Source organism: Streptomyces sp. NPDC034111, from assembly GCF_055575375.1.
Window position 1 is genome coordinate 1 of sequence record NZ_JBVIST010000002.1, and the last position, 13,904, is coordinate 13,904.

Annotated in this window: 10 protein-coding genes and 1 pseudogene; 6 read left to right on the forward strand and 5 right to left on the reverse strand. The window is 68.3% G+C overall.

Going from position 1 to position 13,904, the window contains the following annotated elements; genetic code table 11:
- From ACZ55A_RS05755 to ACZ55A_RS05780, 6 genes and pseudogenes are all read left to right on the forward strand, one after another.
- Positions 1–389 (forward strand): annotated as a pseudogene (locus tag ACZ55A_RS05755) (tyrosine-type recombinase/integrase); the annotation flags it as partial.
- Positions 390–1,336: 947 nt separating this feature from the next.
- Positions 1,337–1,870, forward strand: coding sequence for a GTP cyclohydrolase I (gene folE, locus ACZ55A_RS05760; RefSeq protein WP_468834743.1), 534 nt, complete (start codon positions 1,337–1,339; stop codon positions 1,868–1,870).
- Between the two features lie 122 nt (positions 1,871–1,992).
- Entirely contained in the window at positions 1,993–3,297 is a 1,305-nt protein-coding gene (locus ACZ55A_RS05765) for an MFS transporter (protein WP_468834746.1), read from the forward strand.
- 73 nt (positions 3,298–3,370) lie between these two features.
- Positions 3,371–4,009 carry an NUDIX hydrolase gene (locus ACZ55A_RS05770; protein ID WP_468834749.1) on the forward strand — a complete coding sequence of 213 codons (639 nt, stop codon included), beginning with the start codon at positions 3,371–3,373 and terminating at the stop codon, positions 4,007–4,009.
- Between the two features lie 217 nt (positions 4,010–4,226).
- Positions 4,227–4,715: a gluconokinase gene (locus tag ACZ55A_RS05775; RefSeq protein ID WP_468836560.1), complete on the forward strand. Its 489-nt coding sequence runs from the start codon at positions 4,227–4,229 to the stop codon at positions 4,713–4,715.
- Between the two features lie 254 nt (positions 4,716–4,969).
- Positions 4,970–6,808, forward strand: a complete 1,839-nt coding sequence (locus tag ACZ55A_RS05780) for a glycoside hydrolase family 15 protein (RefSeq protein ID WP_468834753.1) — start codon at positions 4,970–4,972, stop codon at positions 6,806–6,808.
- Between the two features lie 11 nt (positions 6,809–6,819).
- Here ACZ55A_RS05780 and ACZ55A_RS05785 read toward each other — a convergent pair whose 3' ends face one another.
- From ACZ55A_RS05785 to ACZ55A_RS05805, 5 genes are all read right to left on the reverse strand, one after another.
- Entirely contained in the window at positions 6,820–8,601 is a 1,782-nt protein-coding gene (locus ACZ55A_RS05785; protein ID WP_468834756.1) for a cation:proton antiporter, read from the reverse strand.
- Between the two features lie 57 nt (positions 8,602–8,658).
- A complete protein-coding gene (locus ACZ55A_RS05790) occupies positions 8,659–9,699 on the reverse strand; it encodes a cytochrome d ubiquinol oxidase subunit II (RefSeq protein ID WP_468834758.1) in 1,041 nt (346 codons plus the stop codon).
- Positions 9,696–11,177 (reverse strand): cytochrome ubiquinol oxidase subunit I, encoded by a 1,482-nt coding sequence (locus ACZ55A_RS05795; protein ID WP_468834761.1) that lies wholly within the window; start codon positions 11,175–11,177, stop codon positions 9,696–9,698. Before ACZ55A_RS05795 ends, ACZ55A_RS05790 begins: the two co-directional genes overlap by 4 nt.
- A 36-nt stretch (positions 11,178–11,213) precedes the next feature.
- Positions 11,214–12,053, reverse strand: a complete 840-nt coding sequence (locus tag ACZ55A_RS05800) for an SDR family oxidoreductase (RefSeq protein WP_468834766.1) — start codon at positions 12,051–12,053, stop codon at positions 11,214–11,216.
- Between the two features lie 164 nt (positions 12,054–12,217).
- Positions 12,218–13,807: a GMC oxidoreductase gene (locus ACZ55A_RS05805; protein WP_468834769.1), complete on the reverse strand. Its 1,590-nt coding sequence runs from the start codon at positions 13,805–13,807 to the stop codon at positions 12,218–12,220.
- Positions 13,808–13,904 lie beyond the last annotated feature (97 nt).

Below are 13,904 nucleotides of genomic sequence, written 5' to 3' on the forward strand. Positions count from 1 at the left end.
CACCCCTGAAACACCGCCGGCCAGGAGAATTCCGCGACGTCCCCCTGCCGCGATCCGTAAAGGAAGCCATCGAACGCTTTGAACAGCGACACGGCGCGACGGACGAGGGCTACCTGCTGCGCGGATCGAACGGCTATTTCACCTACCGGATAGAGAGCACGCGAGCAGCCAAACTGCACACCGTGCTGCCTCCGCCGGACGGCATGACCCTCTCCGGCTACCGCGACCTGTTCGCCTCCGTCTGCCTGGAACACGGCATCCCCATCACCGACGTCTCCGAATGGCTGGGTCACCGCAAGATCGAGACGACCTACCGCACCTACCGACACGTGATGCCCGGATCGCTCGCACGGGCCAGGCAAGCCCTGGACCACACCCCCGCAACCTGATACCCACCCGCCCCCCGCAGGCCAGGGCACCGCCTCATCGACGGAATATCGGTGGCCTGCCATCACCTCGACACCGAATACCCGCCGCTCCCCCACAACAGGGCAACCAGCGCCGACCAGAGCCCCTCCGGCAACGGCACCGCCACTACAAACAAGATCCACTGACGAACCGTCAGGAAAGTCAGCAAGAGGTCAGCATGAAGACTGCCGAAGCCGCCCACACGTGAGCACACCTGCACATTGGCGAATCCGCATACTCCCCTTCGCTACCTGCAAAAACGCCGGTCAGCGCGCCATCTGCTAACTGACTGCAAATCGCAGTGCCAGTGGAAGCCGAAGGGGTACCGCACCGCCCAGTACCTGACCGGTCCGCCCTGCCATGCACGTGGACCACCACGCCCCGCTGCTCCTGATCACGCGTTGACGGCCTGGTGACGGTCGCCCTCCTCCTGGGCGGTGCCGACAGCCCTACCCCCGCATTCAGGTCGCTGACACCAAGATCCCGCAATTCACTGACCATTCACGGACCAACGCTCTGCTGACGGCAGTCACAGCAGCCCAAGTGCAGAATTCGCAGTGGTTTTTGGCATTGCTGAGAGCTCATCGTGTCCGTCGGGTACGACCGCCGCGCGTCGGGCCCGGTCGGGCGCATCGGTGCCCGACCGGCACGAGGTGAAGAGTGAGCGGTTGCGCTCCGGCGCTCAGAAGGTACTTTTTTCTCCGCCCGTTCGGGCGCCGCGTTCCCGTCGTCCGCTCGGTTGAAACATCAGAGAAACGTTAATTCCCGTGCAGATTTGCATACTTAGGGATCAGCGCATCATCTGTACATTGGTCTGATCGGGCGTCAGCCAATGGAGGAATATTCTCAATGAACGCGAGCGGGTGGATAGTGAAAGGCCTCCACCGGGATTCGGATCCCTTGGTGTGAGTAGGAATGGAGGCCGCAGGTGACCATTGACGAATGGCTCAAAACTAATGTAACCACCGACACGAGAGCACTCGAGTGGTTCAGCGGCCCGGAGTGCGAAGACCGCATCGTCCGGGCCTATCGCGAGCTGCTGAGCGGTTATGAGATCGACACCTCGAAGATCCTCAAGACCACATGCTTGGTGAACGGCGAGCACACCGGCGTGGTGCGTGTCCACGAGAACAACTTCTTCTCGATCTGCGCCCACCACTTCCTGCCGTTCTTCGGGAAAGTCAACATCTCCTACGTGCCGGGTGACCGCATCCTCGGGCTCGGGAAATTCCCTCGTCTGGTACAGGCGTTCAGCCGGCGCTTCCAGATCCAGGAGTACCTCGTCAAGGACATCGCTGAAGAGATCATGTCCTCCGGCGGCGCAAAAGCCGTGCGAGTCACCTCCCGTAGCCGCCACCTCTGCATGTGCAGCCGTGGCCCTTCCGACCAGACCGCGATGACCGACACCTCGTATGTGGCAGGTCATCAGGAGTTGCTGGGCAAGTTCGGCCTGGAGGACTGATCCGGACTCGCGTGGCGGGAGGTGTTCACTGATCGACCCTCCCGCCACGCGGCCCCCGGTCACCCCGTCCCTCGACGGCCGACGGCGCAGGACAACGCGCACGGCCAGCACTAGGAGAACCCGTGCGCGACAGGAAGAGAGGCCGGCACCACCGCGTGTCGACGTCGACCTGGAAGTACGTTCTGGCGACATGGCTCGCCGGTGTGCTGGCGGCCGTCGGCCTGGGTGCCGTCTCACCGGCGGGTTCCGCCCTGCGTTCGGCACTGGGCCTGTCATCCGGTGCGCTCGCATGGGCCACATCGAGCATCACGGCTGTGAGCGCCGTCCTCGGCATCCCGGCGGGATGGTGGGTTCGCCGCTTCGGCGCCCAGCGGGCCCTGTCCTGGGGCCTCTTCGTGATGGCGGTGGCAGGCGCCGGCAGCGCGACCGCCGGATCATGGGGACTGCTGCTGGGGTCACGTATCGCTGAAGGAGTCGGCTACCTGCTTGTGTTCGTGGCGGGTCCGGTCGTTCTCACCCGCATCACTCAGGGCAGCATGCGATCGGCAGCGCTCGCGTTGTGGGGCACATGCGTCCCTACGGGGCTCGCCATCGCCTCGGCCGCGGGCGGAGCGCTGGCGTCTTGGTGGACGTGGAACCAATGGCTGGTCCTCACAGCGCTTGGTCCGCTGATCATGGCCGGAGTACTCACGGCCGTCCTGCCTCCGCTGCCGAGGGCGGCGGTTCCGTGCACTCACCGCGAGGCCGGTACTTGGAGCGGGGCGTTGAGGCTCGGGGTGGCGTACGGAAGTCTGTCGCTGGTCGGCGTTGCCGTGGTGATGGTGCTTCCGCCTTTCCTCACCGAGTACCGGCAGGCTTCGCCGGCGGTGGCCGGTACCGTGGTGGCGGTCGTCTGCCTGGGCAGCGCGGCCGGAGGGCTCGCCGCCAGTTGGCTGCTGCGGCGCGGTCTGGCCCTCTCCTCACTGGTCCCGCTGGGCGCATTGATGCCGGTGGCCTGCCTCCCCGCCTTCTCGGCCGAATTCCCACTCGCGGTCAGCGGCGGAGCGGCCACGCTTGTTCTTGTCGTCGACGGCCTGCTCATCTCCGCTGTCTTCGCTGCCGTCCCCGGCTCGGTGAACCGTCCTGAGCAGGTCGATGTCGCCAATGGCATCCTCAACCAGCTCGGGAGTGTGGGGATTCTGATGGGGCCACCGGTCTTCGGACTGGTCATCGCTGCGGCGGGGTGGGGCGCCGTCGCCGCGGCGACCCTGGTCTTCGGTGGAGTGGGCGCGGTCCTGCTGCTGACGAGTTCGTGCGCGTACGCGACCGGTTCGGCAGCCGGGGTGTCCGCGTCGCCTGACGCACCGGATGGTGTGGATATGAGGGAGGGATCGGAAACGTTGGGGAAGGCGGCGGACGTCAGCGGGCCCAACCACACGAGATCCTGACCGAGCCATGAAAGTGCGGCGTTTTGGACTGCTTTGCCGGCGGACGGCATTCCTTCACCTGGGAAAGGGCAGGATGAAAATCGATTCCCTTCTGTTGCGGGACAACTCCTATGGCGAGTACTGCCTGTACTGCCACGCGGAGACGGTCAAATGGAGCGTCGTGGACGGAAGAAAACGCTGCATCTGCGGTACGTGCGGCCGCGAGGCGGAAAGAGCCGTCATCGTCGACCCCCGCATCTGCTGGTGGACCGATGCAGACGGCGAGTACTGGCATGAGAGTGCGGGTGTATTCGTACGCGACCGGCGAGCGAGGTTTCTCTTCTTCCAGCGAATCGCCTTTCCTTACGCTCTGACCGTACCCGCAGGCCACGTCGAACGCGGAGAGGAACCCAAGTGCGCGGCCGCGCGGGAGCTGTGGGAGGAAGTAGGAATCCGCAGCGCGAACGGGGATCTCCGGCTCGTTGCGGACGAGTACTTCAAGGGGGATGTGTGCAGAAGGGGCTCGGACGCGCACCGTTGGCACGCGTATCTGCTGGAGGTCGATGAGCGCCGGGAAGCAGGAGCCCTTGGGGAGCTGACCGTGAATGAGGAAGGTGAGGCGCCCGTCTGGCTCACTCTCGACCAAGCACGCTCCCACCGGACGACGTTGGCGGTGGAACGCCTCATCGATCAGTACTCCGAGAGGCTCCTCCCCTCCGCCCCGCGAGCCTGAACGCCGGCGGTGCCTTGCGCATCGCGGGGCCTGCCGGCCGGTCGCGGCCGGGTCGTGGAGACCGGTGGGTGCCTGGCGGTGGACGGTTCGTATACGCGGCGCGATATGCGGCGGGGTATGGGATGGCGGGTGATAGTGGAGATGTGTCAGTGTTCCACCGCCGCCTCAGGGAGGCTCGTTGACCGGCGTGGTCGGCGGAGCGCGGGTGGTGATCGTGATGGGCGTATCGGCGTCCGGAAAATCCGCCGTCGGAGCGCGGCTCGCGCAGCAGCTCGGCGTGCCGTTCCTCGACGGCGATGATCTGCACCCGGCGTCCAGCCGCGCCAAGATGGCGTCCGGACACCCTCTCGACGACGCCGATCGTCAGTCCTGGCTGGCGGCTCTTACGGAGTGGATCCGCACGACTGCGGCCGGTGGACACGGGGGTGTGGTGGCGTGTTCGGCGCTGAAGCGCGAGTTCCGGGACCAGTTCCGGCGTTCGGGGGCGGAGGTGTGGTTCGTCCATCTGGCTCTCGATCGTGAGCTGGCCGCGGAGCGGATCGCGCGCCGGAAGGGGCACTTCATGCCGCCGGAGCTGCTCGACTCCCAGTACGACATCTTGGAGCCGCTTCAGGCCGACGAACCGGGCGTCACCCTCGACGCCTCCGGCAGCACGGCACAGGTCGTGGCGGCCGCTCTGCGCGCAATGGCGGGGCCTGAGCGGTAGCGGGTCGCCCTGACGATCGCGTCCTCCTCGGACATCGCCGTCTCGCTTGTCTTCGCCGACTGGCATCAGGCGTGGGGCTCGCTGCTCCTGCTCCTGCTCACGACCAGCCGGGGGCCGGGCACGCCCGCGACCTGCGCGTCTCGTACGCGCCTCGGGGAGACAGGGCCGAGCTCGGCGCGCCGGAGCGAGCCCCCCGGCTTACGCTGATCGGGGGGCCGCATTCGGGTGAGGTGCACGCCGAAGGGGGCGCCCCTATGGACGACTATCCGCTGATCGAGAACCACGGCCTGCTGGGCGATCTACAGACTGCGGCACTGGTGACCACGGATGGGACGGTCGACTGGTTCTGCCTCCCGCGGTTCGACTCACCCAGCGTGTTCGGGGCGCTGCTGGACAAGGACAAGGGCGGGCACTGCACGGTCCGGCCCCTGCACACCACGCACGCGACCAAGCAGTTGTACCTTCCCGACACGGCGATTCTGGTCACCCGGTTCATGACCGAGGCAGGCGCCGGTGAGGTGGTCGACTTCATGCCCGTGACCGGGACCACGGTCACCTCCAGCCACCGGTTGGTCCGCATGGTCCGCTGCGTGCGCGGCAGCATGACCTTCGAGATCGAAATCGCCCCGCGGTTCGACTACGGACGCAAGGCCCACCAGTTGCATGTCACCGAGCACGGTGCGGTATTCGTCTCGGACGACGGCGTGGAGCTCACCGTGCACCCCATCCGCGAACCGGAGGACGAGCGGCTGGTGGACGTTCTGGCGGACCGGCACGACGACCTGCACTTCTCGCTGACCCTGGAGGCGGGCCAGCAGCGCGGGCTGGTCCTGGCGTCGGCCGCCGACGGGCCGCCCAGGGAGATCCGCCTCGCGGAATACCAGCAGCTCTTCGACGACACCGTCGTGTACTGGCGCTCCTGGCTGGGCCAGTCACGCTACTCGGGGCGCTGGCGGGAGGCGGTGGAGCGCTCCGCGGTGACGCTGAAGCTCATGACGTACGCCCCCAGCGGTGCCCTGGTGGCCGCCCCGACGGCGGCGCTCCCGGAGCAGTTGGGCGGCGAGCGCAACTGGGACTACCGGTTCACCTGGATCCGTGACGCCTCCTTCTCGGTGTACGCCCTGCTGGGACTGGGCTTCACCGAGGAGGCCAAGGCGTTCATCGGGTGGCTCACCGACCGGGTCAAGGAGCGGGCCGGCAGCGACGAGGAATCCGGCCCCCTCAACATCATGTACAAGGTCGACGGCTCCTCCGACCTGGACGAGCAGATCCTCGACCACTGGGAAGGCTATGCGCGTTCGGCCCCGGTGCGGATCGGCAACGGTGCCGCCACGCAGATTCAGATGGACATCTACGGCGAGGCGCTGGACAGCATCTACTTCGCGCATCGGCACGGAATCCAGCTGGGGCACCGGGGATGGACCTCGCTGCTGACGAACCTCGACTGGCTGGTCGACCACTGGGACCAGGCGGGAGAGGGCCTGTGGGAGACCCGCGGCGGCCGTAAGAACTTCACGTACGGCCGCGTGATGTCGTGGGTGGCGTTCGACCGCGCTCTGCGGCTGGCCGAGTCGAACGGCCGGCCGGCCGCGGCCATACGCTGGCACGGCGCACGGGACGAGATCTACGAGCAGGTCATGGCAAAGGGCTGGAGCGAGGGGCGTCAGGCCTTCGTCCAGCACTACGGCAGTGACGTACTCGACTCCTCGCTGCTGCGGATGTCGACGGTGGGGTTCATCACGCCCGACGACCCCATGTGGGACTCCACCCTCGACGCGATGGAGCAGGAGCTGGTCAGCGACAGCCTGGTCTACCGCTACAACCCGGAGGCCTCGCCCGACGGGCTGCGCGGCTCCGAAGGGACCTTCTCGCTGTGCACGTTCATGTACGTCGATGCCCTGGCACGCGCGGGGCAACCTGAGAAGGCGAGGCTGGTGTTCGAGAAGATGATGGGGTACGCCAACCATCTGGGGCTGTACTCCGAGGAGATCGACCTGACGGGTCGTCAATTGGGTAACTTTCCCCAGGCCTTCACCCATCTCGCCCTCATCGACGCGGCCATCACCCTGAACGCGACGCTCGACCGGCGGTAGCCGGAATCGGCTCAGGTGGCCGGACCCGCGCCCGTCGTCGGCGCGGGTCCGAGAAGGACGAGCGTGTCGCCTTCCGCCGCGGGGCCCGGCAGGGTTTCGGTGACCGGTTCCAGCCGGCCGTCACGCCGGACGACGAACAGGGTCTGGTGTCCTGGCGGGCTCGGGACCGACGCGGGCTGTACGCGGAAGCGGGCGCCCTGCTCATGACGGGCCATCAGGTCGTGGCGGAGGAGGGCCGGGCCGAAGAGGGTGTCACCGGCGGTGTAGGGGGCAACGACGCCCTGGCCTCCGGGCGGCGGGCCGATGCGGTGGACGGGGCCGTCGATGCTGTCCCGCATGACGATCGAGGCGAGTGCGTTGAAGTCGTCGTTGTCGGTCAGTAGGAAGAGCGACGTGACCTCTTCCAGCCGGGCTTTGGGATCGGTGGCCACGGCCATGAGCTCTCCGGCGGCCAGCTCGATCCCCGCTTCCGTGATCCGGTTCCGCTCCTGTGCGAGTCCCGCCCACATCAGCACATCGAGTCCGGCGGTGCGCAGCGACCGGGCGAGATCGATGACCCAGGGGTCCCCGCCCACCAGGAGCGGGCGGGCCCGCGTGGGGCGTGCGACGCCCAGCCTGGCGGCCACCGGCCGCGCCGTCAGTGCGTAGACCACGACCGTTCCGACGATCACCAGGAAGGTGATGGGAAGGATCTTGCCGGCGCCGCGCAGGCCCGCGGTGGTGAGCGAAGCGGAGAAGGTCGTGGCGGTGGACGCGGCGACGATGCCGCGCGGGGCCATCCAGCCGATGAAGGCGCGTTCCCGGCCGGCGAGTTCCGTCCCGGCGGTGGCCAGCAGGGCAACCAGGGGTCTGACCACCAGGACGAGCACGGCGACGAGCGCGAGGGTGGGCAGCAGCACAGGGACGACGGACTTCGGTGTCACCGTCGCCGAGATGGAGATGAACAGCACGCTGATGATCAGTTGCACGAGCGTCTCGAAGAACGGCCGGCGTGCGGGCATGTCGAAGCCGGGCAGGTTCGCGACGGTCAGCCCGGTGACGATCGCGGCGATGAGCCCGGTGTCGTCGAAAACCATGTCGCAGCCCGCGGCCACCACGACGACGGTGGCCAGTTGGGCGAGCGTGCCGAGCGTCTCGCCGAGCCTGAGCAGCCGGAGGGTGAACCACAGCAGTGCGGCGCCGACCGCTCCGCCCACGAGCCCTACCGCGAGACCGGTGAAGAAGGAAGCGGACCGGAAGCCGTGGCCGGTCCGGAAGCCGCCGGAGACGATGGAGTGGAAGACGACGGCGCCGAGGATGCCGCCGACCGGATCCATCAGGGACCCTTCCCACAGCAGGACCCGCCGCACCTTGTCCGACGGCCTGACGTGGTCGAGCAGCGGACCGACGACGGTCGGCCCGGACACCACGAGGATCACGCCGATCATGCCGGCGACGGCGAACGGAACGCCGAACAGCTTCGGCCCCAGGCCCATGACGGTTCCCGCGGTGAGCAGCACGCCCAGCACGATGAGCCGTACGACGACGCTCCGCGTCGCGCCTTTGAGGTGGCGCAGGTCGAGCCCCAGGCCGGTGTCGTACAGGATGAGCGCCACCGACAGCGACACCAGGGGCGAGAAGGCCGGCCCGACGAGCTTGTCGGGACGGACGGCCTCGGTGACCGCTCCGGCGGCGAACCCGGCCGGCAGCAGCACGACCAGGGCCGGGATCCGCAGCCGGCTCGCGAGGATCTGGGAGCCGACGGCGAGGGCCACGGTCAGGCCGAGGCCCAGCAGGATCTGGTCCTCGGTCACCGCGCTCTCACCCTTCGGCGTGCACCGTGCCGTCCGCGGTCTGCACCCGCCACGAGGTCAGCCTTCGTCACCGGCACCGGTGCGCCGCAGGTCGGCGTCGGTGAGGCCCTCCAACTCGCCATGGGTGTCCAGCCAGTAGAGCAGTGCGACCGCGGGGACGATCAGCACGAATGCCACGAGGGTGACCCACCCCAGCCAGCGGAGCGTGGTGTGCGCGCCTGCGCCCTCGGCGACGGTCAGTGAGCCCGGGATGAGGTACGGGCGCTGTGCCATCCCCCAGGCGAGGACGGCCGACGCGACCACGCCGACCGCGCTCACCCGGGACCAGGCCCCTGAGGAGCGGATCAGCAGCCAGGCAGTGGCGAGCGTGCCCAGTGCCGACGCGATGACGAAGCCGAGCCCCACGCCGTGTGTGAGCCCGTGCCATACATGAGGCGCGTCCCCGCGGGTGACGAACAGTGTGATCACGGCGAGAGAGGCGACGACGGCCAGGGCGCCCAGTGCCCTCCGCCGGAAGTAGGCGTCGAGATCCGGCGCGGCGAAGCGGCGGGCGTCCGCTGCCAGGAAGACCGCGCCGAGCAGAGCCGTGGTCGCGATGGCGAGCAGGCCGAAGAGGACCGAGGTGGGATGGGACCAGGCATCCATCGATGCCGTCGTCCCCGGCGTGACGCGGCCCGAGGCCACTCCGCCGGCCGCGGCGCCGAGGAAGAACGGCGTCAGGAGCGAGGAGAGGGCGAACATCGCTCCGTACAGGCGCCGTCCGGCCAGCCGTCTGACGGGCTTGCGCAGGGCGAAGCCGGCGCCGCGCAGGACGATGCCGACGGCGGCCAGTGCCAGGGGCAGCCACATGGCCGTGAACGTCCGCTGGAAGAAGACGGGGAAACCCGTCCACATGATGACCAGCACGAAGATCAGCCAGACGTTGTTGACCTCCCATACGGGAGCCATCGCGTGGTCGATCAGCCAGCGGGGGCGCTTGCCGCGTTCCGCTCCGCCTGCGGTCAGGTCCCAGAAGCCGGCTCCGTAGTCGGTGCCGCCGGCGCAGGCATAGGCGGCTACCGCGAGCAGCAGCACGACGGCGATGACACCGGCGATCACGGTCGTCCCCCGGTGGACGAGGCGGTTCCGTCGCCACCGGACCGAGGCGTGGCTCCGGCCGGAACCGTGGAGCGGGGCCCGTACGGATTGTCCGCCTCCGGTTCCGCCGGTCTCCCCCTCCCGCCCGTCCCGTCGGCGAGCCGCCAGCGGGCGCCCATCTTCAGCAGCACCGCGAGGAACGAGGCGAAGACGACCGCGTACACCACGATGACCAGGCCGAACATGATCCACAGGCCGGTTGAGCGCGTTGACGTCACCGCTTCCGCAACCCGCATGTTCTGGTAGACGATCCACGGCTGGCGGCCCACTTCGGTGGTGATCCAGCCGCATTCGACGGCGACGACGGAGGCGACGCCGGCCACGGCGGCGCACCGGTAGAACCACGGTGAGGCGGGCAGCCTGCGGCGGCGCAGCCAGATCAGGGCGTACCAAAGGGCGAGCAGCGCCAGCGCGGAGCCGATTCCCACCATGATGTCGAAGGTCCAGTGGGCGAGGGTGGCCTGAGTGGCCGTCGGCCGGTCGCTCGCCGGGACGGACGTCAGCCCGGTCACCCGGGTGTCCGGGCGGAAGCCGGCAAGGATGGAGTCGAGCTGCGGGATCCGGATACCGCCGGAGATGCTCCCGTCCGGGTGCAGCCGGCCGAACAGGTACTCCGGCACATGGGTGTCGGTCTTCCAGACGATCTCCATCGCGGCGAACTTCACCGGCTGCTTGTGGAAGACCTGCCGGGCGATGGAGTCGCCCAGCACGAACTGCACCGGTGTGAACACCGCGGCGAGCGTGAAGGGGATCGTGAACCCGAGCCGGTGGTAACGGTCCCGGCGACCGCGCAACCAGCCGACGGCGTAGACGCCGGCCACGACGTAGCCCGCCGTCACCAGCATCGCCACGACGAAATGCCAGTACTGCGGGCCGAACATGGGCGTGAAGATCGCCTTCCAGATCTTCACGTCGACGGGGTTGCCCGCGGCGTCGAGGGTGAAGCCGCGCGGGGTGTTCATCCAGGAGTTGGCGGCCAGGATCCCGAAGGCGCCGAGCAGGGCGACGGCGGGCAGCGGCAGTCCGAGCAGGAAGTGGGTCCGGGAGGGAAGTCTCCGCCAGCCGTACAAGTAGATGGCGATCAGGACGGCTTCGAGGAAGAAGGCCCATGCCTCGACGCCGAACCCGATGCCGAAGACATCGCCCCATCTGCCCATCATGTTCGGCCACAGCAGCCCGAATTCGAAGGACAGCACGGTGCCGGTGACGACCCCGATCGCGAACTGGACCGCCATGACCGCCGACCACCGCCGCGCCAGCAGCAGGGCGGTCCGGTCGTCCCGCCGCAGACCGTAGGCGTGCATGAGGAGCGTGATCAGGGGCAGCGCCACGCCCAGGGGCACCAGAAGGATGTGGGAGGCGAGGGTGAAGGCCATCAGCGATCTGGCCGGGAGCATCTGCGCCGGCGCGTCCGCCAGCAACGAAACCGTGGTGTGCATCTGCGTCTCCCCGGGGGCCGACGTGAGTGAGGCCGGTCAGCCGCCGGTGGCGAAGCCGGGGAAGAGAGTCATCCCGCCGTCCACGTAGAGGGTGGTGCCCACGACGTAGTCCAGGAGGTCGGAGGCGAGGCCAACGGCCGCGTGGGCGATGTCCTCGGGGGCGCCGATGCGGTCGTAGGGGATCAGCCGCAGAAGGTCCTGCTGGGCCTCCGGCGTCTCCCAGGCGTCGCGGTTGATGGGGGTCTTGATGGCGCCGGGGGCGATCGCGTTCACCCGGATCTTCTTCGGGGCGAGTTCCTGGGCCAGCGTCGCCATCATCATCTGTACGCCGCCCTTGGACGCTGCGTAGTTGACGTGCCCCGCCCACGGGATGATCTGGTGCACCGAGCTCATACAGATGATCTTCCCGGCCGCGCGCGACACCTCGGGGACCACTCCGCGGCGTACGAACTCCTTGGCCGCCTCGCGGGCGCACAGGAACTGCCCGGTGAGGTTGACGTCCAGGACCTTCTGCCACTGGGCGAGGGTCATCTCGGTGAACGGTGCGTCACGCTGCAATCCGGCGTTGGCCACGAGGATGTCGATCGTGCCGAATTCCTCGACCATCCGCGCCATCATGGCGACGACCTGGCCCTCGTCGGACACGTCCGCCTCGTAGGCAGCGGCCCGCACCCCGAAGGAGGCGATCTCCTCGACCACCTTCTCGGCTTCCTCACGGCCGGCCACATAGTTCACGGCCACATCGGCTCCGGCCCGGCCCAGGGCGACGGCCGTCGCCCTGCCGATGCCGGAATTCGCGCCGGTGACCAGCGCCTTCTGGCCCTTCAGCAGGTGTGCGGGGATCACGTCCTGAGGCGGGCCCTCGGGGGAACTCACGATGACTCTGTCCTCCACTGCGCGATCCGGATCAGCCGGGCCGCGGCCCGGAGTGCAGGCGTCACACAATCACCGTGGCGGGGCAACAACGCGAGGGAAAGGCCGGTTTTGCGCTGCCCGACTGACGATCTTCGCCCGGTCGGAGGTGCGTCACCGCGGGCCGGTCAGCCCAGCCGCGCCAGGAGGTGGTCGCCCACCCGCAGGGCGTTGGCGATGGCCGTCAAGGACGGATTGACCGCGCCGATGCTCGGGAAGAAGCTCGTGTCGACGACGTACAGGTTGTCCAGGTCGTGGGCCTTGCAGTGGAGGTCCAGGGCCGAGGACGCCGGGTCGTGGCCGAACCGCACCGTGCCCGCCTGGTGGGCGGTGGCGCCGATCGGCATGCCCTTGTGCAGATAGATGCTGTGGGACAGCAGACGGTGCTCGTGCATACCGAGGTGGCCGAGCATGTGCTGGAGCTTGTGCCGCAGGCGCGTCAGGCCGGCGATGTTGTTGCTCTCGTCGAGGGCGAGGTGGATACGGCCGTCGCCGTCCAGCGTGACCCGGTTGTCCGGCTGCGGCAGGTCCTCTCCGCACAGCCAGAAGTCGACGGCGTGGTGGGCGAGGACTTCGAAGGGCATGTCCGGTGCCACCGCTCCGGCCCAGCGCGGGGCCTCGCCGTGGATCTGCTCGGCATCCGATTTGCCGAGCATCTGGATTCCGCCGAGGGGGTAGTCCCAGTCGTCCGCGCCCAGGTACCAGTCGTGCAGGGCGAGGGTCTTCTGGAACTGGGTGTCGTTGGGCTCCTTCGAAATCGCCATCAGCGCAAGGTTGTTGTGCCGCATGTAGTGCCGGCCGACCACGTCCGAGCTGTTCGCCAGCCCGTGGGGGTGACGGTCGTTCGCCGAAGCGAGCAGCAGGGCGGCGGAGTTGACCGCCCCGCAGGCCACGACCACGATGTCGGCCGAGAACCGGGCCTCCTCCTCGCCCGGGAGCTGGGCGACAACTGCCGTGACACTGCACCCCGTTGGATCGGTCTCCAGTCTGGTCACCCGGGCATGGGTGACCATCTCGACGTTGGGGTGCCGCAGTGCCGGCTCCACACAGATCACCTGGGCGTCGGACTTGCCGCGGACCAGGCACGGGAAGCCGTCCACCCGGTTGCAGCGGATACAGACGCTGGAGGGGGTTGCCTGCCCGTTCGCGTCCTGCGTGAGGTTGACGCCGATGGGCAGGTGGAACGGATGCAGGCCCCGCTTCTCCAGGTCGTCGCTCAACTGCTGGATGCGCGGCTCGTGTTCGACCGGCGGGTAGGCGTACTGTCCGCTGCACGGCCCTTCCCAGGGGTCCTCACCGTGCCGGCCGTGCACCAGGTAGAGGTGTTCCGCCTGTGTGTAGTACGGCTCCAGGTCCTCGTAGCGGATCGGCCAGGCGGGTGAGACACCGTCGTGGTGGCGCAGGGCGCCGAAGTCCTCGGGGCGCAGCCGGAACAGGGCCGCGCCGTAGAACTTGGTGTTGCCGCCGACGTAGTAGTTGACCTCGGGCGGGAACTCGTTGCCGTGTTGGTCGAGCCAGAACTCCGGAGCCCGGTACTTGCCCTTGACGAACACGGCGGTGGAGTCCCAGTTGTCGCGTTCGCGCCGCAGGTAGTCACCGCGTTCGAGGAGGAGCACCCGTTTGTCCGAGGGGGCGAGCCGGTGGGCGAGCGTGCCACCGCCGGCGCCGGTGCCGATGATGATGACGTCGTAGTGGGAGGAGCCGCCCACGGCGACCACCGTCCTTGCCTTGCGGTCCCCAGCCGTTGCCGGGACCTGCCCATCGCTTTCTCCCCTCTTCGAACGTATACGCCCCGCAGCGCCGCGGCACCTGGAA